Source organism: Planococcus versutus (assembly GCF_001186155.3).
GTDB lineage: Bacteria > Bacillota > Bacilli > Bacillales_A > Planococcaceae > Planococcus > Planococcus versutus.
The window spans coordinates 1-23,140 of sequence record NZ_CP016540.2; the positions used below are offsets into that span (position 1 = coordinate 1).

The following is a 23,140-nucleotide window of genomic DNA, read 5'->3' on the forward strand; positions in this document are numbered from 1 at the left end:
TTGGAACACTTAGACGAATTATGGTCAAGTGTCTTAGCCCAAGTTGAAACCAAAATCTCCAAACCGAGTTTTGAAACGTGGTTAAAATCGACAAAACTTTTATCCTATCAAGATGATACGGTCACCATTTCAGCACCTAATTCGTTTGCTCGTGATTGGTTGGAAAACCATTACGTGCACTTGATTACAGGAATTCTATCAGATTCTACTGGTGATGATATGATGATTAGATTTGTCGTGCCTAAAGATCAGGATATGGATGATTTTCAACTCCCTGCGCCGCGTATCAAACCGGGACAAGACCAGCAGCACGAGTTTTTGCCTGGCATGCTGAACCCAAAATACACTTTTGATACATTTGTAATTGGTTCAGGAAATCGCTTTGCACATGCTGCTTCTTTAGCAGTGGCTGAAGCACCAGCAAAAGCATACAATCCGCTGTTTATCTATGGGGGAGTAGGACTTGGCAAGACGCATTTAATGCATGCAATTGGACATTATGTCCTAGAACACAATCCAAACGCGAAAGTCGTTTATTTATCTTCGGAAAAATTTACGAACGAATTTATTAATTCAATTCGGGACAACAAAACAGGTGAATTCCGCGACAAATATAGAAGTGTCGACATTCTTTTGATTGATGATATTCAATTTTTGGCGGGTAAAGAACAAACACAAGAAGAATTTTTCCATACGTTCAATACGCTTCACGAAGAGTCTAAACAAATCATCATATCAAGTGATCGACCACCAAAAGAAATTCCAACATTAGAAGATCGTCTTCGCTCCCGCTTTGAATGGGGCTTAATCACAGATATTACACCACCTGATTTGGAGACACGGATCGCTATCTTGCGTAAAAAAGCAAAAGCAGACGGACTTGATATTCCAAATGACGTGATGACGTATATTGCGAATTCGATCGATTCGAATATTCGTGAGCTTGAGGGAGCTTTGATTCGTGTGGTCGCTTATTCTTCTTTGATCAACCGTGACATGAGTGCCGAATTAGCTGCTGAAGCGTTAAAAGACATTATGCCGAATTCAAAACCGAAAATCATTACAATTTTGGACATTCAAAATGCTGTTGGTGAACAATTCAACGTCAAATTAGAAGATTTCAAAACAAAGCGTCGTACAAAAGATATTGCCTATCCTCGACAAGTTGCAATGTATTTGTCACGTCAAATGACTGATTTTTCTTTGCCTAAAATTGGAGAAGAATTCGGAGGACGTGACCATACTACAGTCATTCACGCTCACGATAAAATTTCTAAACTGTTAAAAGACAATCAACAACTTCAGCAAGACGTCAAAGACATCAAAAGTGCACTTGGCAAGTAAGTGTACTTGTGGATAAACGCACAAATCATCAAGTAAGTTATGCACAACTTGTCTACATGTGGATAAACTGCTTTGATTGATTTTTTAAGGCTTATCCACATATTCACAGGCCCTACTACTACTATTACTTTAAAAGCCCTAAAGTAAAATATATATATAAGCGAGGTTCGAGAATGAAATTCGAGATAAAACGTGAAAGATTAGTTGAAGGATTAAACGATGTAATGAAAGCAGTAAGTTCAAAAACAACCATTCCAATCTTAACGGGAATTAAAATGGATGTGACTTTAGATGGAATGAGGTTAACAGGTAGTGATTCTGACATCACTATCCAAACATTTATTCCAACAGAAGAAAACGGTGAACAAATCATTCAAGTTACTAATGGAGGAAGTATTGTTCTTCAAGCAAAAGTGTTTGGTGAAATCATCCGTAAGTTACCAACAAATGATGTTGAAATTGAAATTACAGGAAATTTTCAAACGCATATTCGTTCTGGGAAATCCGAGTTCCATTTAATCGGCTTAGATGCAGTGGATTACCCTCAATTACCTGATATTCAAGATGATCGTTTGTTTACAATTCCTGCAGATTTACTAAAAACGATTAACCGTGAAACCGTTTTTGCTGTGTCTAGCTCAGAAACACGTCCTGTATTAACGGGAGTTCACTGGGAAGTAAAAGATGGAGAACTTGTTTGCGTGGCAACAGATAGCCACCGTCTTGCTCGTCGTAAAACGAAACTCGAAACATTGCCAGAAGGGGAATATAGCGTAGTAATTCCAGGGAAAAGTTTAACAGAGCTCAATAAAATTCTTGATGACACGTCTGAAGCTGTTGAAATTGTCATGACTAATCAGCAAGTATTGTTCAAATCAAAACACATTCTTTTCTTTTCTCGTCTATTAGAAGGCAATTATCCAGATACAAGTCGACTGATTCCTGCCGAATACAAAACGACGGTAACTGTTAACGGTCGTTCACTGTTACAAGCAATTGATCGTGCATCTTTGTTAGCTAGAGAAGAACGAAACAACGTTGTCCGCTTTTCTGCAAAAGAAGGCAGTGATGTAGAAGTTTCTTCGAATTCACCTGAAGTTGGAAAAGTAGAAGAGCAACTTCAAGCGCAAAGTATTGAAGGAGAAGAATTGAAAATTTCTTTTAGTGCTAAATTTATGATGGACGCATTAAAAGCTATTGATGGACAAGATGTCGTGATTCAATTCACCGGAGCTATGCGTCCATTTATCTTAAAATCAGCTTTAGACGATTCAATTTTGCAGCTGATTCTTCCTGTCCGAACATATTAAAAATAAAACATACCCTCAGGATAGCCTTATAGGCTATCCTTTTTACTTTTTAGCTAAAATAGGGTAAAATAGAGGGATAGACTATGAATCGAAGGATGAGTGCATTTTGAAAGAAATTGGGATTGAGACAGAATATATAACACTTGGTCAATTGTTAAAAATGACAGATACAATAAATTCAGGTGGAATGGCTAAATGGTTCCTAAGTGAACATGATGTTTTTGTAAACGGTGAAGCTGAAAATCGTAGAGGACGTAAATTGCGTCCAACAGATCTTGTAAATATTCCAGAGTTTGGAGAGTTTCGTATCGTGACGGCTGAAGGCATGAGCTTCGATGCGGATTGACCGCCTAGAGCTTGTCAATTATCGAAACTATGAATCACTAGAACTGGATTTTTCTCCAGAAATTAACGTTTTTATCGGAGAAAATGCACAAGGTAAGACAAATATCATGGAATCTCTTTATGTTTTGTCTATGGCAAAATCACACCGTACTTCCAATGATAAGGAAATGATACGCTGGAATGCCGAATATGGTAAAATTAAAGCTGACGTTTACCGTAAATACGGAAAACTTCCTCTTGAAATTACGCTGTCGAAAAAAGGTAAGAAAGCAAAAGTTAATCATTTGGAACAACGCAGATTGAGTGATTATGTTGGTCAATTAAATGTTGTAATGTTTGCACCTGAAGATCTGCATCTTGTCAAAGGAAGTCCACAAGTACGTAGACGTTTTATCGACATGGAAATCGGACAAATTTCTCCAGTTTATTTGCATGATTTAGTGAATTACCAAAAACTCCTTAAACAAAGAAATCATATATTGAAACAACATTATGGTAAACAATCAATTAATGACGTTATGTTTGATGTTTATACAGAACAATTTATCGATGCGGCTGTGAAAATTATCCGTAAGCGTTATCAGTTTATGGAGCTTTTGCAGAAATGGGCTGAACCCATCCACCATGGTATTTCCCGGGGGCTGGAACAACTTCAAATCCGCTATCAACCAATCAGTGGTTTAAAGCCTGAATGGACGCCTGTAGAAATGGCGTCTTTTTTAGAGCAAAAACTGATTGAAGTTCGCAAAAGAGAAATCGAGCGAGGTGTCACTCTTGTAGGGCCTCACCGCGATGAACTTCAATTTTTTGTAAACGGCTACGATGTTCAAACTTATGGTTCACAAGGACAACAACGAACTACTGCCTTGTCGTTAAAGTTAGCCGAAATTGAATTGATCAAGCAAGAAGTCGGTGAAGCTCCCGTGTTGTTGCTCGATGATGTGCTTTCAGAACTAGACGATTATAGACAATCACATTTATTAAATACGATTAAAGGCTCTGTTCAGACATTTGTTACGACGACGAGTGTTGAAGGGATCCAACACGAGACAATTCAAAATGCACGGCTTTTCGAAGTTTTCAATGGCACTGTAGTTAACTAAAAAAGGTAAAATGAGTTGCGACTAACTAGCGTTATGAAATGCGTAAGAAAGAGCGGGTGAATGGAATGGCTATGGAAGAAAAAGGTTTACAAGAAGCATATGAAGCGAGTCAAATTCAAGTGTTAGAAGGATTGGAAGCTGTTCGTAAAAGACCAGGAATGTATATCGGGTCTACAGGTGCAAGAGGTTTACACCATTTAGTTTGGGAAATTGTTGATAATAGTATAGATGAAGCATTAGCGGGTCATTGCACGGAAATTCAAGTAACTATTGAACAAGACAATTGGATTCGTGTAGAAGATAATGGGCGTGGGATTCCTGTTGGTATGCAAGAAAAAATGGGACGTCCAGCAGTTGAAGTTATTATGACGGTATTGCATGCAGGTGGCAAATTCGGCGGCGGCGGCTATAAAGTATCGGGTGGACTTCACGGAGTGGGAGCTTCTGTTGTTAACGCTTTATCTGAAACGACTGAAGTCTATGTTAATCGTGACGAAAAAAAGCATTACATCAAATTTGAGCGTGGTGCAGTGGTTGAAGAACTAAAAGTGATTGGAGATTCAAGTCATACGGGGACAACAATTCGTTTCAAAGCAGATACAGAGATTTTCACTGAAACAACGGTGTATGAATTTGATCTTTTAGATCACCGCTTACGTGAACTTGCTTATTTAAACCGTGGATTGAAAATCATTGCGAGAGACGAACGCGAAGGACAAGAAAAAGAAAAGATTTATCATTTCGAAGGTGGGATTAAATCCTACGTTGAACATTTAAATAAATCAAAAGATCCACTTCATGAAGAAGCTATTTTTGTAGAAGCTGAAAGAGAAGGTATTACCGTTGAAGTAGCAATGCAATACAATGCGGGCTATGCAGCAAATATTTTTTCTTTTGCGAATAATATTAATACACATGAAGGTGGAACGCATGAATCTGGGTTTAAAACAGCTTTAACGCGTGTAGTTAATGATTATGCTCGCAAGAAAAGTATGTTAAAAGATCAGGATCTTAATTTGACTGGAGACGATGTGCGAGAAGGGTTGACTGCGATTATCTCTATTAAACACCCCGATCCACAATTTGAAGGGCAAACCAAAACAAAACTCGGTAATACGGAAGTTAGTACTATCGTCAATAATTTGTTTTCGGGTGGATTTGAACGATTCTTATTAGAAAATCCTGTGGTGTCGAAAAAAATCGTTGAAAAAGGAATTATGGCTTCTCATGCACGAATGGCTGCTAAAAAAGCACGTGAATTTACACGTCGAAAATCAGTTTTAGAAGTATCAAGTCTGCCGGGTAAACTAGCAGATTGTTCTTCACGCGATCCAAAAGTTAGTGAAATCTATATCGTTGAAGGTGACTCAGCTGGTGGATCAGCAAAATCTGGTCGTGATCGTCACTTCCAAGCGATTTTACCGTTGCGTGGAAAAATCTTAAATGTTGAAAAAGCCAGACTGGATCGAATTCTTACAAATGAGGAGATTCGCAACATTATTACAGCACTGGGTACCGGTATCGGCGAGGAATTTAATCTTGAAAAAGCCCGTTACCATAAAGTCGTTATTATGACGGATGCAGATGTTGATGGCGCGCACATTCGTACACTTCTACTAACGTTCTTTTTCCGTTACATGCGTCCATTGCTTGAAGCTGGTTATATTTATATTGCCCAGCCACCATTGTTCCAAATCAAACAAAGCAAACATGTAGAATATGTCTATACAGATGAACAATTACAAACGGCGCTTGCAAGTCTATCTCCAACACCGAAACCAAATATTCAGCGGTATAAAGGACTTGGAGAAATGAACGCAACACAGTTATGGGATACAACAATGGATCCGGATGTTCGAACATTGTTGCAAGTCACATTAAATGACGCGATAGTAGCAGACGAAACCTTCCATATTTTAATGGGTGACGATGTGGAACCACGCCGTAACTTTATCGAAGAAAACGCGAAATACGTTAAAAACTTGGACGTTTAAAGGATATAGAGTTGAGAGGAGGCTGCGGATATGGCTGAACGGCCGAGCAGTGGTGTTGAAGAAATAAATATAAGTACGGAAATGCGAACTTCATTTTTAGATTATGCGATGAGCGTTATTGTGTCCCGTGCCTTACCTGATGTACGTGATGGATTAAAGCCTGTCCATCGCCGTATTCTTTACGCAATGCATGATTTAGGAATTACTGCAGACAAAGGATATAAAAAATCAGCGCGTATCGTTGGAGATGTGATTGGTAAATACCATCCTCACGGTGACTCAGCAGTTTATGAAACTATGGTTCGCATGGCGCAGGATTTCAGCTATCGTTATATGCTTGTAGATGGACACGGAAACTTTGGGTCAGTCGATGGCGATTCAGCTGCAGCTATGCGTTATACAGAATCCAAAATGTCTAAAATTTCTATGGAGTTATTGCGTGATTTAAATAAAAACACAGTGGATTACCGTGATAACTACGATGGCCAAGAAAAAGAACCGATTGTATTACCAAGTCGCTTTCCGAATCTTTTAGTTAACGGTACTTCAGGGATTGCTGTTGGTATGGCTACTAACATTCCACCTCATCATTTAGGTGAAACAATTGATGCGGTTTTGGCGTTAGCTGATAATCCTGCAATCACGACTGAAGAGTTAATGGAATATGTTGAAGGTCCTGATTTTCCAACCGGTGGTATTATTCTCGGCCGCAGTGGGATTCGGCGTGCTTATGAAACAGGTAAAGGTTCTGTGTTGATTCGTTCAGTTGTTGATATTGAAACAAAAGCGAATGGCAAAGAAGTTATCATTGTTAATGAAATTCCTTTCCAAGTTAACAAAGCGCGATTGATTGAAAAAATCGCAGAACTTGTACGCGATAAAAAAATTGACGGAATTACAGATTTACGAGATGAGTCTGATCGTAACGGCATGCGCATCGTGATCGAAGTTCGTCGAGATGCCAGTGCAAGTGTTCTTTTGAATAATTTATATAAACAGACAGCTATGCAAACAAGTTTTGGTATTAATATGTTGGCGCTTGTAGATGGTCATCCAAAAGTTTTGAGCTTAAAAGAAATTCTTTTTCATTACTTAGAACATCAAAAAGTAGTCATTCGTCGTCGTACGCAATTTGAATTGACGAAAGCAGAAGACCGCGCGCATATTCTAGAAGGACTGCGCATTGCACTAGACCATATTGATGCGATTATTGCGTTGATTCGTGGTTCTCAAACTGCAGAACAAGCACGCAATGGCTTAATGACTGATTTTAATTTAACGGAACGCCAATCTCAAGCGATTTTGGATATGCGTTTGCAACGTTTAACTGGATTAGAACGAGATAAAATCGAAGAAGAATACCAAGCATTGGTGAAACTAATCGATGAATTGAGGGACATTCTGGCAAACGAATACCGCATTATTGAAATTATTAAAGAAGAAATGCTAGAAATTAAAGAACGCTTTAACGATAAGCGTAGAACGGAAATCACAACCGGTGGAGCAGAAATGTTTGAAGATGAAGATTTGATTCCAGTGGAAGCTACTGTGTTAACACTGACTCATAACGGCTACATCAAACGTTTACCAGCGAACACATACCGCAGCCAAAAACGTGGTGGACGTGGCGTCCAAGGAATGGGCACAAACGAAGACGATTTTGTTGAACATTTATTGTACACGTCTACGCATGATACAATCTTGTTTTTTACAAACAAAGGAAAAGTGTACCGTAAAAAAGGCTATCAAATTCCTGAGTACGGCCGGACTGCTAAAGGCTTACCTTTGGTTAACCTTTTAGAAATCAGCAAAGAAGAGAAAGTCACAGCTGTTATTCGTGTCGAAGAATTTAAAGAAGATTCGTTCTTCTTTTTCACGACACGTGAAGGTGTCAGCAAACGAACACCTGTTACCAATTATGCCAATATCCGTCAAAACGGCTTGATTGCGATCAGTCTTCGCGAAGAAGATGAATTGATTTCTGTGAAATTAACAGATGGCACAAAAGAGATGGTTATTGGTACACGAAATGGTGCGTTAATTCGATTCCCTGAAACGGATATTCGTAGCATGGGTCGAACAGCTACTGGCGTTCGAGGCATTCGTTTACGTGAAGGCGATGCGGTAGTCGGTATGGAGATTTTAGATCCGAACGACAATGTCTTGGTCATCACTGAGAAAGGATACGGCAAACAGACAAAAGAATCTGAGTACCGTGTTCAATCTCGTGGGGGTATGGGCATCAAAACTTGCCAAATTACAGATAAAAATGGACCACTTGTTGCAGTACGAACTGTTAATGGGACAGAAGATATTATGCTAATCACTGTGAATGGCGTCTTGATCCGGATGGATGTTGAAGATATCTCAACTACAGGCAGAAGCACACAAGGCGTTCGCTTGATCCGACTGGGCGACGATGAAATTGTAGCAACCGTAGCTAAAGTTAAAAAAGATGTTGATCTACCTGAAGATCTTGAAGAAATCGCAGGGGAAGATGCATTAATTGATGAAAGTGCTCAAGCAGATGTCTACGAAGCTGATGAGATTGTGGCAGATGAAAAAATTGATTCTGTAGAAGAAACTCCAGAAGACGACGAAGAATAACACATAAGTGTAGTGCCCACTGATTTAAATCAGTGGGCTTTTTTTTATGAAAAAGAAACGAAAGCTTCTATAAGAAAGTTATTTGATAAACGACTTTGACCTTAGACAGCGTGAAAAATAACTTCAAGCTAAAAGCTAAATCAGGTATGTTGAACCAACCACAATTGAACTGATGGAGAAGAGCGAGGAAGCAAGTGGGTGTTACGCAGCAAGATGAGCGACCACAAGTCTGCCTGATTAATATTCACAAAGATGGTTTGTATGCTTTATTCGTATAGAAGAATCTCTTCGTAAGTAAGTCATTGTGAAATAGAAATTAAGGGAGTAAAACAGTGTATTTAAGAAAATAAAAGTTTTTTCGCAATAACTGTTGACTCTTATATAACCACATGGTATATTAATTGAGTCGCCAATGAGCGCGTCAAAAAATGAAAACAACTTGAACCTTGAAAACTGAACAGCAAAACGTCAACGAAAGACGTCACGAGCACCTCGGTGCGAGCACGGCTTTTGCGCAGGTTGCCTTTGGCAATCAGAGCAAAGTTGTTTTTCATCTCGGTGGGCGTGACGGAAATTTACTGATCAGCATTTTGTAGATCAAGCCATCTTCGGATGGTGCCAGCAACAACTAGAGCAGTCAAATGTTCTCTATAATGGAGAGTTTGATCCTGGCTCAGGACGAACGCTGGCGGCGTGCCTAATACATGCAAGTCGAGCGGAACCATTGGAGCTTGCTCCTTTGGTTTAGCGGCGGACGGGTGAGTAACACGTGGGCAACCTGCCCTGCAGATCGGGATAACTCCGGGAAACCGGTGCTAATACCGAATAGTTTGCGGCCTCTCCTGAGGCTGCACGGAAAGACGGTCTCGGCTGTCACTGCAGGATGGGCCCGCGGCGCATTAGCTAGTTGGTGGGGTAATGGCCTACCAAGGCAACGATGCGTAGCCGACCTGAGAGGGTGATCGGCCACACTGGGACTGAGACACGGCCCAGACTCCTACGGGAGGCAGCAGTAGGGAATCTTCCGCAATGGACGAAAGTCTGACGGAGCAACGCCGCGTGAGTGACGAAGGTTTTCGGATCGTAAAACTCTGTTGTGAGGGAAGAACAAGTGCCAAGTAACTACTGGCACCTTGACGGTACCTCACCAGAAAGCCACGGCTAACTACGTGCCAGCAGCCGCGGTAATACGTAGGTGGCAAGCGTTGTCCGGAATTATTGGGCGTAAAGCGCGCGCAGGCGGTTCTTTAAGTCTGATGTGAAAGCCCACGGCTCAACCGTGGAGGGTCATTGGAAACTGGAGAACTTGAGTACAGAAGAGGAAAGTGGAATTCCATGTGTAGCGGTGAAATGCGTAGAGATGTGGAGGAACACCAGTGGCGAAGGCGACTTTCTGGTCTGTAACTGACGCTGAGGCGCGAAAGCGTGGGGAGCAAACAGGATTAGATACCCTGGTAGTCCACGCCGTAAACGATGAGTGCTAAGTGTTAGGGGGTTTCCGCCCTTAGTGCTGCAGCTAACGCATTAAGCACTCCGCCTGGGGAGTACGGCCGCAAGGCTGAAACTCAAAGGAATTGACGGGGGCCCGCACAAGCGGTGGAGCATGTGGTTTAATTCGAAGCAACGCGAAGAACCTTACCAGGTCTTGACATCCCACTGCTCGGTGTAGAGATACACTTTTCCCTTCGGGGACAGTGGTGACAGGTGGTGCATGGTTGTCGTCAGCTCGTGTCGTGAGATGTTGGGTTAAGTCCCGCAACGAGCGCAACCCTTGATCTTAGTTGCCAGCATTCAGTTGGGCACTCTAAGGTGACTGCCGGTGACAAACCGGAGGAAGGTGGGGATGACGTCAAATCATCATGCCCCTTATGACCTGGGCTACACACGTGCTACAATGGACGGTACAAAGGGTTGCCAACCCGCGAGGGGGAGCTAATCCCAGAAAACCGTTCTCAGTTCGGATTGTAGGCTGCAACTCGCCTGCATGAAGCCGGAATCGCTAGTAATCGTGGATCAGCATGCCACGGTGAATACGTTCCCGGGCCTTGTACACACCGCCCGTCACACCACGAGAGTTTGTAACACCCGAAGTCGGTGAGGTAACCCTTGTGGAGCCAGCCGCCGAAGGTGGGACGGATGATTGGGGTGAAGTCGTAACAAGGTAGCCGTATCGGAAGGTGCGGCTGGATCACCTCCTTTCTAAGGATAAATTCGGAACCGGGCGCCTTAGGCGCTCCGGGGTTGACGTTTTGCGTTCAGTTTTGAAGGTTCATCTTCAGGCGGCAACGCCTTTTTTTGTGACTTTCAGACTTGTTCTTTGAAAACTGGATAAAACGACATTGAAACAAATGAAACATGGATTCAAAGTACGCGTGGCACATGTTGCCACAACTTTTTAATTAACCAGTGGTTAAGTTAGAAAGGGCGCACGGTGGATGCCTTGGCACTAGGAGCCGAAGAAGGACGGCACTAACACCGATATGCTTCGGGGAGCTGTAAGTGAGCGATGATCCGGAGATTTCCGAATGGGGGAACCCCCTGTCTTTAATGGGACAGGATCCATGTGTGAATCTATAGCACATGAGAAGGCAGACCCAGGGAACTGAAACATCTAAGTACCTGGAGGAAGAGAAAGCAAATGCGATTCCCTGAGTAGCGGCGAGCGAAACGGGATCAGCCCAAACCAAGAGGCTTGCCTCTTGGGGTTGTAGGACACTCTATACGGAGTTACAAAAGGAAGGATTAGGCGAAGCGACCTGGAACGGTCCGCCACAGCGGGTAACAGCCCCGTAGCCGAAAACCCTTCCCCTCCAGAGTGGATCCTGAGTACGGCGGAACACGTGAAATTCCGTCGGAATCTGGGAGGACCATCTCCCAAGGCTAAATACTTCCTAGTGACCGATAGTGAACCAGTACCGTGAGGGAAAGGTGAAAAGCACCCCGGAAGGGGAGTGAAATAGATCCTGAAACCGTGTGCCTACAAGTAGTCAAAGCCCGTTAATGGGTGATGGCGTGCCTTTTGTAGAATGAACCGGCGAGTTACGATTACATGCAAGGTTAAGCTGAGAAGGCGGAGCCGCAGCGAAAGCGAGTCTGAATAGGGCGATAGAGTATGTAGTTGTAGACCCGAAACCAGGTGATCTACCCATGTCCAGGGTGAAGGTAAGGTAACACTTACTGGAGGCCCGAACCCACGCACGTTGAAAAGTGCGGGGATGAGGTGTGGGTAGCGGAGAAATTCCAATCGAACCTGGAGATAGCTGGTTCTCTCCGAAATAGCTTTAGGGCTAGCCTCAAGATAGAGAATCCTGGAGGTAGAGCACTGTTTGGACTAGGGGCCCATCCCGGGTTACCGAATTCAGACAAACTCCGAATGCCAGTGATTTATGCTTGGGAGTCAGACTGCGAGTGATAAGATCCGTAGTCAAGAGGGAAACAGCCCAGACCACCAGCTAAGGTCCCCAAATATCCGTTAAGTGGAAAAGGATGTGGCGTTGCTTAGACAACCAGGATGTTGGCTTAGAAGCAGCCATCATTTAAAGAGTGCGTAATAGCTCACTGGTCGAGTGACACTGCGCCGAAAATGTACCGGGGCTAAACGGATTACCGAAGCTGTGGATGGATCTCTTCGGAGATCCGTGGTAGGAGAGCGTTCTAAGGGCGTTGAAGTCAGACCGGAAGGACTGGTGGAGCGCTTAGAAGTGAGAATGCCGGTATGAGTAACGAAAGACGGGTGAGAATCCCGTCCACCGAATGCCTAAGGTTTCCTGAGGAAGGCTCGTCCGCTCAGGGTTAGTCGGGACCTAAGTCGAGGCCGATAGGCGTAGACGATGGACAACAGGTTGATATTCCTGTACCACCTCCCCGCCGTTTGAGCAATGGGGGGACGCAGAAGGATAAGGAGAGCGTGCCGTTGGTTGTGCACGTCCAAGCAGTGAGGCGTGGAATGAGGCAAATCCCATTCCTGATACGTTGAGCTGTGATGGCAAGAGGTTTACCTCAGAGTCCCTGATTTCACACTGCCAAGAAAAGCCTCTAGCGAGGCGGGAGGTGCCCGTACCGCAAACCGACACAGGTAGGCGAGAAGAGAATTCTAAGGTGAGCGAGTGAACTCTCGTTAAGGAACTCGGCAAAATGACCCCGTAACTTCGGGAGAAGGGGTGCTCTGGTAGGGTGAATAGCCCGAGAGAGCCGCAGTGAATAGGCCCAGGCGACTGTTTAGCAAAAACACAGGTCTCTGCAAAACCGTAAGGTGACGTATAGGGGCTGACGCCTGCCCGGTGCTGGAAGGTTAAGAGGAGTGCTTAGCGCAAGCGAAGGTGCGAATTGAAGCCCCAGTAAACGGCGGCCGTAACTATAACGGTCCTAAGGTAGCGAAATTCCTTGTCGGGTAAGTTCCGACCCGCACGAAAGGCGTAACGATCTGGGCACTGTCTCAACGAGAGACTCGGTGAAATTATAGTACCTGTGAAGATGCAGGTTACCCGCGACAGGACGGAAAGACCCCGTGGAGCTTTACTGTAGCCTGATATTGAATTTTGGTGCAACTTGTACAGAATAGGTAGGAGCCTTAGATTCCGGAGCGCCAGCTTCGGCGGAGGCGTCAGTGGGATACTACCCTGGTTGTATTGAAATTCTAACCCACAAGCCTGATCGGCTTGGGAGACAGTGTCAGGCGGGCAGTTTGACTGGGGCGGTCGCCTCCTAAAGAGTAACGGAGGCGCCCAAAGGTTCCCTCAGAATGGTTGGAAATCATTCGCAGAGTGTAAAGGCAGAAGGGAGCTTGACTGCGAGACGTACATGTCGAGCAGGGTCGAAAGACGGGCTTAGTGATCCGGTGGTTCCGCATGGAAGGGCCATCGCTCAACGGATAAAAGCTACCCCGGGGATAACAGGCTTATCTCCCCCAAGAGTCCACATCGACGGGGAGGTTTGGCACCTCGATGTCGGCTCATCGCATCCTGGGGCTGTAGTCGGTCCCAAGGGTTGGGCTGTTCGCCCATTAAAGCGGTACGCGAGCTGGGTTCAGAACGTCGTGAGACAGTTCGGTCCCTATCCGTCGCGGGCGCAGGAAATTTGAGAGGAGCTGTCCTTAGTACGAGAGGACCGGGATGGACACACCGCTGGTGTACCAGTTGTTCTGCCAAGGGCATCGCTGGGTAGCTATGTGTGGCCGGGATAAGTGCTGAAAGCATCTAAGCACGAAGCCCCCCTCAAGATGAGATTTCCCATTGCGCAAGCAAGTAAGATCCCTCAAAGACGATGAGGTAGATAGGTTCGAGGTGGAAGCGTGGCGACACGTGCAGCTGACGAATACTAATCGATCGAGGACTTAACCAACAAACTGTACGCGAATCATGCACGATTTGTTTCATCTGTCGTTTATCCAGTTTTGAGTGAACAAGCACTCAATTAAAATAGTCCAGTGATGATGGCAAAGAGGCCACACCCGTTCCCATCTCGAACACGGCAGTTAAGCTCTTTTGCGCCGATGGTAGTTGGGGGTTTCCCCCTGTGAGAGTAGGACGTCGCTGGGCAACAATGACCACACACAAAAAGTCGTTACCGATTCCGGTAACGGCTTTTTTGTGTTTAGAGTAACTTAAATAATTTTTAGTTATCTTTGGAATTTTAATGAAATTTTTAAAGGGTACTAGCTAATTTCAATAGATAGTTCTTAAATGAATGATTATTCTAAATACTTTTACTTTTAGTAGTTTCTTGACACACTATATCGTCGCTGATAACCTTAACAATAATATTTAAAAGGAAGCAGGAGGCGCGTTCACTTATGTGGGAATCGAAATTTGTAAAAGAAGGCTTAACGTTTGATGATGTATTACTCGTACCAGCTCATTCAGAGGTTTTACCGAAAGACATCGATCTGTCAGTTGAATTAACTCCAACACTTAAGTTGAAAATCCCAATCATCAGTGCAGGCATGGATACAGTGACAGAAGGTAAGATGGCTATTGCTATGGCTCGTCAAGGCGGACTTGGAGTCATTCATAAAAATATGAGCATTGAAGAACAAGCGGAACAAGTCGTTACGGTAAAGCGTTCAGAAAATGGTGTTATCACAGATCCTTTCTTTTTAACTCCTGAACACCAAGTATATGACGCTGAGCATTTAATGGGGAAATACCGAATTTCTGGCGTTCCAATTGTAAACAATGAAAGTGACCTTAAACTCGTTGGAATTATTACAAACCGCGATTTGCGCTTTATTCAAGATTATTCTTTAATGATTAATGATGTCATGACAAAAGATAAATTAGTCACTGCTCCTATTGGAACAACTTTAGAAGATGCTGAAAAGATTTTGCAGCAATACAAAATTGAGAAATTACCAATTGTTGATAGTAACGGTTGCTTGAAAGGATTAATCACTATTAAAGATATTGAAAAAGTGATCGAATTCCCGAATGCTGCAAAAGATAACCATGGTCGTTTACTAGTAGGTGCTGCTGTAGGCGTTACTTCCGATACAATGAAGCGCGTTGAACAATTAGTTAAAGCTTCTGTAGACGTCATTGTATTAGATACAGCTCACGGTCATTCGCAAGGCGTCTTAGGAATGGTAAAGCAAATTCGTATGACTTATCCTGAGTTAGCAATTATTGCTGGAAATGTAGCTACTGCTGGAGGCACAAAGGCATTAATTGAAGCGGGTGCTGACGTAGTAAAAGTGGGAATTGGGCCCGGTTCTATTTGTACAACTCGTGTAGTAGCGGGCGTTGGTGTTCCTCAAATTACAGCTGTTTACGACTGTGCAACAGAAGCGCGCAAACATGGCAAAGTAGTAATTGCTGATGGTGGAATTAAGTATTCTGGCGACATCATTAAAGCATTGGCAGCTGGTGGTCATGTCGTTATGCTAGGTAGTTTGTTGGCCGGTACGACGGAAAGCCCGGGAGACACAGAAATTTTCCAAGGTCGCCGTTTTAAAACATACCGTGGAATGGGATCTATTGCTTCGATGGAAAAAGGTTCGAAAGACCGTTATTTCCAAGACGATGCGAAAAAACTAGTCCCCGAAGGTATTGAAGGACGCATGCCATACAAAGGACCTCTTTCCGATACGATTCATCAATTACTTGGTGGTATTCGTGCAGGAATGGGCTATTGTGGAACAAAAGACTTACAAGTTTTGCGTGAAGAAGCACAATTTATTCGTATGACGGGTGCTGGTTTGCGTGAAAGTCATCCACACGATGTACAAATCACGAAAGAATCTCCAAACTATTCACTTTAATCTATTTCAAAGCACCGTCTCCCTCATTTCAATTGATGGAAACGGTGCTTTTTTTACGTTTTTGTTATCGAGTCTATAAAATATGCTAAACTAGCAAGTGAAATCTTATTGACGGAGGTATTTAAATACGTGATAAATTTAATAAGTAAAAGATTATTGGTAGCAGTACTAGTTATCTTTACAATCATCTCGATTGTTCCAAAGCAAGTAAAAGCAGAAGAGTCATTAAACGTAATGGCAGAAGCTGCGATTTTAGTAGATGCTACAAGTGGTAAAATTCTCTATGAAAAAAATGCAGGAAAACCTCTCGGAGTTGCCAGTATGACTAAAATGATGACAGAGTATTTATTGCTTGAAGCTATTGCAAAAGAACAAGTAACATGGGATCAACAGTATAAAGTGACAGATTATGCATACCAAATTTCTCAAGATATGCGATTAAGCAACGTTCCATTTCGTGAAGAGGAATCTTATACTATTAAAGAAATGTATGAGGCTATGGCAATATTCTCCGCAAATGCAGCAACCATTGGTATTGCAGAGACCTTAGCGGACACAGAAGCCGAATTTGTCGAGTTAATGAACGAAAAAGCAAAAGAAATGGGCTTAGAAGACACAATATTTGTCAATTCAACGGGTCTTAGCAATTCTAGCTTAATGGGCATGCATCCAAAAGGAACAAAAGAGTCAGATGAAAATATCATGCCAGCACGTTCAGTTGCAAAATTAACAAAGATTTTATTGGATGATTATCCAGAAGTACTAGACACAACAAAAATTCCAGTTAAACTGTTTCGTGAAGGAACGGTAGATGAGACTCGGATGGAAAATTGGAATTCGATGCTTCCTGGGCTGATTTACGAATATGAAGGTATGGATGGATTAAAAACAGGAAGCACAGATTTTGCGGGTTATTCGTTCGCAGGAACTGCAAAACGTCAAGAAACGCGTTTAATCGCTGTAGTGATGGGTGCAGTGGATGATCGTGGAAAAGGCTCTTATAAAGCACGTTTTGATGCGACACGTGATTTATTTGACTATGGTTTTGGCAAGTTTACTGTGGAAGAAGTCGTTCCTGCAGGTCATCAAATTAAAGGACAAGAAACGTTGAACGTTGAAAAAGGCGTCGAAAAAGAAGTAGCAATTGCTACGAAAGAACCACTAACGATGATGATTCGAACAGCCGATAAAGATCAATATCAACTCGAGATAATACTAGACAATAAACTCGTTAAAAACGACAGTTTAGAAGCAACAGTTGATAAAGATTTAGTAGTTGGAGCAGTAGAGTTAACAAAAGCAGATGGCACAGACTATGGGTATTTAAGTGGCTATAAAAAACAAATAAAAGTAGTCACAACCGAATCGATAGAACGTGCAAGTTGGTTTTCTTTAACGTTGCATAGCGCTGAAGAATTTATGTCTGCTCTTTGGAACGATACAAGTACTTTTGTAAAAGAGTTATTTTAATAAATGTCCCAACAAGCCATCAACTCGGTAATTCCTGAATGAATGTCTTCTTCTGACAAGCCCCCGAATCCAAGAACGATTTTTGGTGGTGTATCAGCTCTTTTATGAACATCATAAGATTGCAGTCCAGTTACACGAATCCCAACTTGTTTAGCTCGTTCTACAAGCTCTTGTTCACTCAATAGAGTTTGAATGGTTAAGACAATGTGCATCCCTGCTTGTTCGCCAGAAACTACAACTGCCGGGGCATATAATGTGAGAGAAGCACTGAGTTGTTTAATTTTCTTTTGATAAAGCTTACGCATACGATTTAAGTGACGTGCAAAATGACCCTCTTTCATAAATTTAGCGACCATGTGTTGATCGTGTCTGGGTACGGATGAAGAGTAATGACGAAACGTTTGCTGATATGCGCGTAAGAGTCGTTTAGGTAATACCATATAAGCAAGACGTAAAGAAGGCATAAGTGATTTAGAAAAAGTACTAATATAAATAACACGATCGCTTAAATCCATACTTTGTAAAGCCGGAATCGGACGGCTCGAATAACGAAATTCACTGTCGTAATCATCTTCAATGATGTAACGCTCAGGTCTTGCTGCAGCCCAGTTAAGTAATTGTGCTCGTTTTGTGGCGCTCAACACAGAACCAGACGGAAATTGATGAGAAGGTGTTACATACGCCACATCTACGATAGATGCTTCTAACTGACTAACATTTAATCCATCTGAATCTAACTCGATGGGAATGGCTTGGCGATCATGATGACTGAAGATACTATGAGTTAACGCATAGCCAGGATTTTCATAGCCGTAAACAAGCTCCTTATGAAGCAACCGGATTAATAAAGGCAATAATTGCTCTGTACCAGATCCAATCACAATTTGATCAGCCTCGCAAACTACACCGCGCGATTGATACAAATAACGAGCAATCTCTTGGCGTAACACGTCATCGCCTTGAGGATGACCGGACAATAATAACTCATGGTTGGAATCATCTAAAATATCCCGTGTTAGTTTGCGCCATGTTAGAAATGGAAAAGAATGCGTATCAATGCTGCTAGAGTTAAAATCAATTTTGTACGATATCGGTTCTTCCACTAGAGGCTCGTCATGCGGAATGTCCAAATACGCGAGTTCTTCAACGGGTTGAGCATAAAATCCTTTACGTGGTCGTGATTCAATAAACCCTTCAGCCACTAGTTGCGCGTAAGCTAACTCGACAGTTGTTTGGCTAATTTGCAGATAATCTGCTAATTTTCGCTTACTTGGCAATTTTGTATCAACAAGTATTTTGCCTTCAATTATGGCTCTTTTTATTTCCTGATAAAGTTGTTTGTATAGTGGAATGACTGACTTTTTTTGAAGTTGAAACATAAGCATGTCCATTTTTTTCCTCCAGTTAACTTTGTTAAAGTAGATAAATGTAATTCTTTTTATATGGTCAATGTTATTATACTGAACTTATCAATGAATAGGACACTTATTAAAATGAACCAACACGGGTCAGACTCTTCCTTTCAAAGAAACTAAAGGCTCTAGCCATCCAACAAACGATCGTTTAATAGATGGCTACGACTAGGAAGAATTAGCAAGAGCATTGACTGAAGATCTTCGAATTACGGCATATGTTTTGAGTATAATCAGTGATAAGTCAGACCTACTCTTGCCAAAAACATCAACTTATAGTAAAGTATGATTAATTTAACAGACGAAACGTTGATGGGAAGTAGTAAAACGAGTGTTTTTCTAAAGAGAGCCGGTGGTTGGTGTGAATCGGTGAAAAACACGTTTGAATCCACCCCGGAGTTGCATGGCGAAAAAAGCCATTGCCGGTTTTAATGCCGTTATGTGATGAAGAGGATTGGCTTTTGCCGATCAATCAGGGTGGCAACGCGGGTAGCTCTCGTCCCTTTACCAAGGGATGGGGGCTATTTTTGTTGTCTTTTTTTAACTAAAATTTTGAGGAGGAAACAGGATGTTGGATATTCGTTTTGTACGTGCCAATTTTGAAGAAGTAAAAATAAAGCTCGGAAAGCGTGGAGAAGATATTTCCGTGCTTGATGATTTTGAAGGATTGGATTTAAAGCGCCGCGAACTAATTACGCAAACTGAAAAGTTAAAAGCAGAACGCAACGAAGCATCTCAACATATCGCAACGATGAAACGTGCGAAAGAAAATGCAGACAGAGCCATTGCCAAAATGCGTGAAGTTGGTGATCAAATCAAAGTGATGGATGATGAGTTAAAAAAGGTAGAAGAAGACTTGAACTACATCATGATGCGTTTGCCAAACATTCCGCATGATAGCGTTCCTTACGGTGATTCTGAAGATGACAACGAAGAAATTCGCACATGGGGTGACAAGCCAGTGTTTGAGTTCGAAGTAAAGCCACATTGGGATTTAGGAACTGATTTGAACATCATTGATTTTGAGCGTGCTGCTAAAGTAACAGGAAGTCGTTTTGTCTTTTACCGAGGACTGGGTGCACGTCTAGAACGCGCCTTGATCAACTTTATGATGGACCTGCACCAAGAAGAGCATGGCTATGAAGAAATGTTGCCACCTTACTTGGTCAACCGTGAAAGCTTAACAGGTACAGGTCAATTGCCGAAATTTGAAGAAGATGCATTTTTAATCGAAAAAGAGGATTATTTTCTCATTCCAACTTCTGAAGTGCCGGTAACTAACTTTTACCGAGATGAGATTTTAACTGCCGAAATGTTGCCGCAGGCCTTTGCTTCTTATAGCGCGAATTTCCGCTCTGAAGCTGGTTCTGCAGGTCGTGACACACGGGGATTAATTAGACAGCATCAATTCAATAAAGTCGAACTCGTGCGCTTTGTAAAGCCCGAGAATTCTTATGATGAATTAGAAAAATTAACAGGACATGCGGAAAAAGTGCTTCAACTTTTAAGACTGCCATATCGCGTATTGAAAATGTGTACAGCAGATCTTGGCTTTACGGCAGCTAAGAAATACGATATTGAAGTATGGATTCCAAGCCAACAGACATACCGAGAAATTTCTTCTTGCAGTAATTTTGAAGATTTCCAAGCAAGACGTGCAAATATTAAATTCCGTCGGGAAACAACAGGTAAGCCTGAATTTGTTCACACATTGAATGGTAGCGGATTAGCGATTGGTCGTACTGTTGCAGCTTTACTAGAAAACTATCAGCAAACAGACGGATCTATTCACATTCCGGAAGTGTTGCAGCCTTATATGGGTGGTAAAAAAGTAATTAAATAATTGAGAAGCTCAAAAGTAAGTTGCTTTTGAGCTTTTTGTTTGGCAAAAAGGGTAAAGGAGAAATAGCGAGTCAGCGTGAAAGGAGTCAGCGACATGGAAAATGTGAGCTTTCAGTTTGTCGAAACGAATGGCATCAGGCTTCATCTAGCTGCAGCTGGTCCAGAAGATGGACCTTTAGTAATTTTATTGCATGGCTTTCCAGAGTTTTGGTTTGGTTGGAAAAATCAACTGCAATTTTTATCAGAAAAGGGGTACCGAGTAGTTGCTCCTGACCAGCGTGGGTATAATTTGAGTGATAAGCCAATAGGAATCGATAACTACATGATGGATTCTTTGCGCGATGACGTCATTGGCATCATTGAGCATTTTCAAAAAAAGTCAGCTATCATCATTGGACATGATTGGGGTGGTGCAGTAGCTTGGCATTTAGCGGCCACGCGTCCCGAATATGTAGAAAAATTGATTGTTTTGAACATCCCACATCCACAAGCTATGCTAAAGGTACTCAAAAAAAATCCATTACAATGGATGAAGAGTGCTTATATTGCTTTTTTCCAGTTACCTCATCTACCTGAAAAAGCTCTAAGCATGGGTGGATTTAAAGCTATGCAAAAAGGGCTTGAGCAGTCTAGCAAGCCGAATACTTTTTCGGAAAACGAAATCAAACAATACAAAGTGGCATGGTCACAATCAGACGCATTAACAGCAATGCTGAATTGGTACCGCGCAATTCGAAGAGGTAGCTCTAAGCAAGTACCTAGTACGAAGATTAGCGTGCCTGTCCGAATGATTTGGGGACTGAGCGATCAATTTCTGTCACCTATGCTAGCAAAAGAAAGCATGGCTTTTTGTGAAGAAGTGAATTTAGTATTTGTTGAAGAAGCGACACATTGGATTCAACATGAGCAACCTGATATTGTCCATCACTTGATCGATCAATTTATTAACGAACAAAAACGGAAAACCCTATAACTGGGCTTTCCGCTTTTGTTTTTTCACTTCTCGAAGATGTTTAAAAAACTGCTTGAGCAACTGTCCACATTCTTCAGCTAGCACATTTTCCGTTACTTGGCATTGGTGATTAAATCGTTCATCGTTTAACAAGCGATAAAGTGAATCCACACTGCCTGCCTTGGCATCACGTGCACCATAAACCACATGAGGAATACGTGATTGCAAAATAGCGCCTGCGCACATTGGACACGGCTCTAACGTAACATACATTTTCGTGTCTTCTAATCGCCAATTGCCAAGATAAAGACAAGCTTGTTGGATGGCTAGTAGTTCAGCATGTGTAACGGCATTTTGCGTTGTTTCACGTAAATTATGTGCTCGCGCAATCACTTTATCTTTGTGAACGATAACAGCACCGATGGGTACTTCTCCTTTTGCTCCTGCTTTATGGGCTTCGTCAATCGCCATATTCATATAATAATGATCTTTTTCCATTCCGTTCATGATGCATCGCTCCTTAAATCTAGTGTAGCATTTTCAATCCATTAAAAGAGTCATGCAGACAAAAATTACAGAACAGCGTAAACTAAAGAAACAGGCTATTAAATAGTGAGGAGTGATCAAAAAATGAAACAACATAAAAAAGAAAAACCTCTTCATTTTACTCTGCGATTTGTCTTTATTTTTATAGGAGCTACGTTGGCCGCAGCGGCCATTGAATTGTTTTTAGTTCCAAACTCGATTATTGATGGTGGCATTATTGGAGTCTCTTTAATACTGAACTATTTAACAGTTATTCCTTTTGGTGTCTTGATGGTTGTCATCAATTTACCGTTTCTTTATTTTGGGTACAAGCATATCGGCCGCAATTTTTTTGTTTCTTCTATTTTTGCGATTGTCACATTAGCGGTCATGGCCATTCCAATGCACAAATTTGAACCGTTTGTGAGAGATCCACTTCTTGCTACAATATTCGGTGGATTGCTTCTCGGTATGGGTGTTGGACTTGTTATTCGTAATGGGGGAGCACTTGATGGAACCGAGATTCTTGGGATTTTATTAACAAAAAAATTACCGTTCTCCATTGGTGAGTTTGTCATGTTCTTTAATGTGTTCATCTTTGGATGGGCTGCGTTCGTTCTTGGGATGGAGCAGGCGATGTATTCGGTTTTGACGTATTATATTGCTTCTAAGACGATCGATGTAGTGATACAAGGTCTTGAAGATACGAAAGCTGTATTAATCATTTCAGAAGACTACGAAGAAATTGGCTCGGCTATTAATGACCGTCTGGGTCGAAGCTTTACTAAGTTACATGGTCAAGGAGGTTATTTGAATACATCAAAAGATGTTATTTATGTAGTAGTCACCCGCCTGGAACTAACAAAGCTTAAACAAATTGTTACAGATGTTGATCCAAAAGCCTTCCTAACAATAATGGATACCCAGGAAGTTCATGGCGCGACTTTTAAAAAACCAATTCATTGATAAATCAGCTGTTTT

General features: G+C 42.1%; 13 protein-coding genes, 3 rRNA genes and 1 other annotated feature. Of the genes, 14 read left to right on the forward strand and 2 right to left on the reverse strand.

The features are described from left to right. The 11 genes from dnaA to I858_RS00055 all read left to right on the forward strand — a co-directional run bounded on the left by dnaA (position 1) and on the right by I858_RS00055 (position 17,428). Positions 1-1,344, forward strand: a complete 1,344-nt coding sequence (gene dnaA / locus I858_RS00005) for a chromosomal replication initiator protein DnaA (protein WP_049693544.1) — start codon at positions 1-3, stop codon at positions 1,342-1,344. 173 nt (positions 1,345-1,517) lie between these two features. Then, positions 1,518-2,654: a DNA polymerase III subunit beta gene (gene dnaN / locus I858_RS00010; protein ID WP_049693543.1), complete on the forward strand. Its 1,137-nt coding sequence runs from the start codon at positions 1,518-1,520 to the stop codon at positions 2,652-2,654. Positions 2,655-2,760: 106 nt separating this feature from the next. Further along, positions 2,761-3,000, forward strand: coding sequence for a S4 domain-containing protein YaaA (gene yaaA, locus I858_RS00015; protein ID WP_049693542.1), 240 nt, complete (start codon positions 2,761-2,763; stop codon positions 2,998-3,000). Then, positions 2,990-4,102 (forward strand): DNA replication/repair protein RecF, encoded by a 1,113-nt coding sequence (recF, locus tag I858_RS00020; RefSeq protein ID WP_049693541.1) that lies wholly within the window; start codon positions 2,990-2,992, stop codon positions 4,100-4,102. Before yaaA ends, recF begins: the two co-directional genes overlap by 11 nt. A gap of 71 nt (positions 4,103-4,173) precedes the next feature. Continuing rightward, positions 4,174-6,096: a DNA topoisomerase (ATP-hydrolyzing) subunit B gene (gyrB, locus tag I858_RS00025; protein WP_204249454.1), complete on the forward strand. Its 1,923-nt coding sequence runs from the start codon at positions 4,174-4,176 to the stop codon at positions 6,094-6,096. A 30-nt stretch (positions 6,097-6,126) separates the two neighbouring features. Next, positions 6,127-8,703, forward strand: a complete 2,577-nt coding sequence (gyrA, locus tag I858_RS00030) for a DNA gyrase subunit A (protein WP_049693539.1) — start codon at positions 6,127-6,129, stop codon at positions 8,701-8,703. A gap of 650 nt (positions 8,704-9,353) precedes the next feature. Then, positions 9,354-10,902 (forward strand): 16S ribosomal RNA (locus tag I858_RS00035). A 209-nt stretch (positions 10,903-11,111) separates the two neighbouring features. Beyond that, a 23S ribosomal RNA gene (locus I858_RS00040) occupies positions 11,112-14,043 on the forward strand. An 81-nt stretch (positions 14,044-14,124) separates the two neighbouring features. Further along, positions 14,125-14,240: ribosomal RNA gene (gene rrf, locus I858_RS00045) — 5S ribosomal RNA — on the forward strand. Together the 16S, 23S and 5S rRNA genes form the textbook arrangement of a ribosomal RNA operon. A gap of 254 nt (positions 14,241-14,494) precedes the next feature. Beyond that, on the forward strand, positions 14,495-15,958 hold the full coding sequence (guaB, locus tag I858_RS00050; RefSeq protein WP_049695138.1) for an IMP dehydrogenase: 1,464 nt from the start codon (positions 14,495-14,497) through the stop codon (positions 15,956-15,958). Positions 15,959-16,090: 132 nt separating this feature from the next. After that, on the forward strand, positions 16,091-17,428 hold the full coding sequence (locus I858_RS00055; protein WP_420812636.1) for a serine hydrolase: 1,338 nt from the start codon (positions 16,091-16,093) through the stop codon (positions 17,426-17,428). Here the strand turns inward: I858_RS00055 and pdxR are convergent. Next, a complete protein-coding gene (pdxR, locus tag I858_RS00060; protein WP_049695136.1) occupies positions 17,425-18,819 on the reverse strand; it encodes a MocR-like pyridoxine biosynthesis transcription factor PdxR in 1,395 nt (464 codons plus the stop codon). The two genes, I858_RS00055 and pdxR, sit on opposite strands and share 4 nt — an antisense overlap. Positions 18,820-19,140: 321 nt before the next feature. Beyond that, positions 19,141-19,347 (forward strand) — a binding site (T-box leader). A 61-nt stretch (positions 19,348-19,408) separates the two neighbouring features. Here pdxR and serS point away from each other — a divergent pair. After that, the gene (gene serS, locus I858_RS00065) at positions 19,409-20,683 is read left to right on the forward strand and encodes a serine--tRNA ligase (RefSeq protein WP_049695135.1); all 1,275 of its coding nucleotides are present in this window, start codon (positions 19,409-19,411) and stop codon (positions 20,681-20,683) included. Positions 20,684-20,776: 93 nt separating this feature from the next. Beyond that, positions 20,777-21,655 (forward strand): alpha/beta fold hydrolase, encoded by an 879-nt coding sequence (locus tag I858_RS00070; protein ID WP_049695134.1) that lies wholly within the window; start codon positions 20,777-20,779, stop codon positions 21,653-21,655. Here I858_RS00070 and tadA read toward each other — a convergent pair. Continuing rightward, complete coding sequence (tadA, locus tag I858_RS00075; protein ID WP_157886459.1) at positions 21,650-22,141, reverse strand: tRNA adenosine(34) deaminase TadA; 492 nt, start codon at positions 22,139-22,141, stop codon at positions 21,650-21,652. The genes I858_RS00070 and tadA overlap by 6 nt on opposite strands. A 123-nt stretch (positions 22,142-22,264) precedes the next feature. On the opposite strand from tadA, the gene I858_RS00080 reads away from it, so the two are divergent. Then, positions 22,265-23,125 carry a YitT family protein gene (locus tag I858_RS00080; RefSeq protein WP_049695133.1) on the forward strand — a complete coding sequence of 287 codons (861 nt, stop codon included), beginning with the start codon at positions 22,265-22,267 and terminating at the stop codon, positions 23,123-23,125. Positions 23,126-23,140 lie beyond the last annotated feature (15 nt).

Bases quoted from the DNA above. Each gene is read 5' to 3' on its own strand.
- dnaN (WP_049693543.1), top strand. From the start codon at position 1,518: ATGAAATTCGAGATAAAACGTGAAAGATTAGTTGAAGGATTAAACGAT.
- gyrB (WP_204249454.1), top strand. From the start codon at position 4,174: ATGGAAGAAAAAGGTTTACAAGAAGCATATGAAGCGAGTCAAATTCAA.
- guaB (WP_049695138.1), top strand. From the start codon at position 14,495: ATGTGGGAATCGAAATTTGTAAAAGAAGGCTTAACGTTTGATGATGTA.
- recF (WP_049693541.1), top strand. From the start codon at position 2,990: ATGCGGATTGACCGCCTAGAGCTTGTCAATTATCGAAACTATGAATCA.
- tadA (WP_157886459.1), bottom strand. From the start codon at position 22,141: ATGAACGGAATGGAAAAAGATCATTATTATATGAATATGGCGATTGAC.
- pdxR (WP_049695136.1), bottom strand. From the start codon at position 18,819: ATGGACATGCTTATGTTTCAACTTCAAAAAAAGTCAGTCATTCCACTA.
- gyrA (WP_049693539.1), top strand. From the start codon at position 6,127: ATGGCTGAACGGCCGAGCAGTGGTGTTGAAGAAATAAATATAAGTACG.
- I858_RS00070 (WP_049695134.1), top strand. From the start codon at position 20,777: ATGGAAAATGTGAGCTTTCAGTTTGTCGAAACGAATGGCATCAGGCTT.
- serS (WP_049695135.1), top strand. From the start codon at position 19,409: ATGTTGGATATTCGTTTTGTACGTGCCAATTTTGAAGAAGTAAAAATA.
- I858_RS00080 (WP_049695133.1), top strand. From the start codon at position 22,265: ATGAAACAACATAAAAAAGAAAAACCTCTTCATTTTACTCTGCGATTT.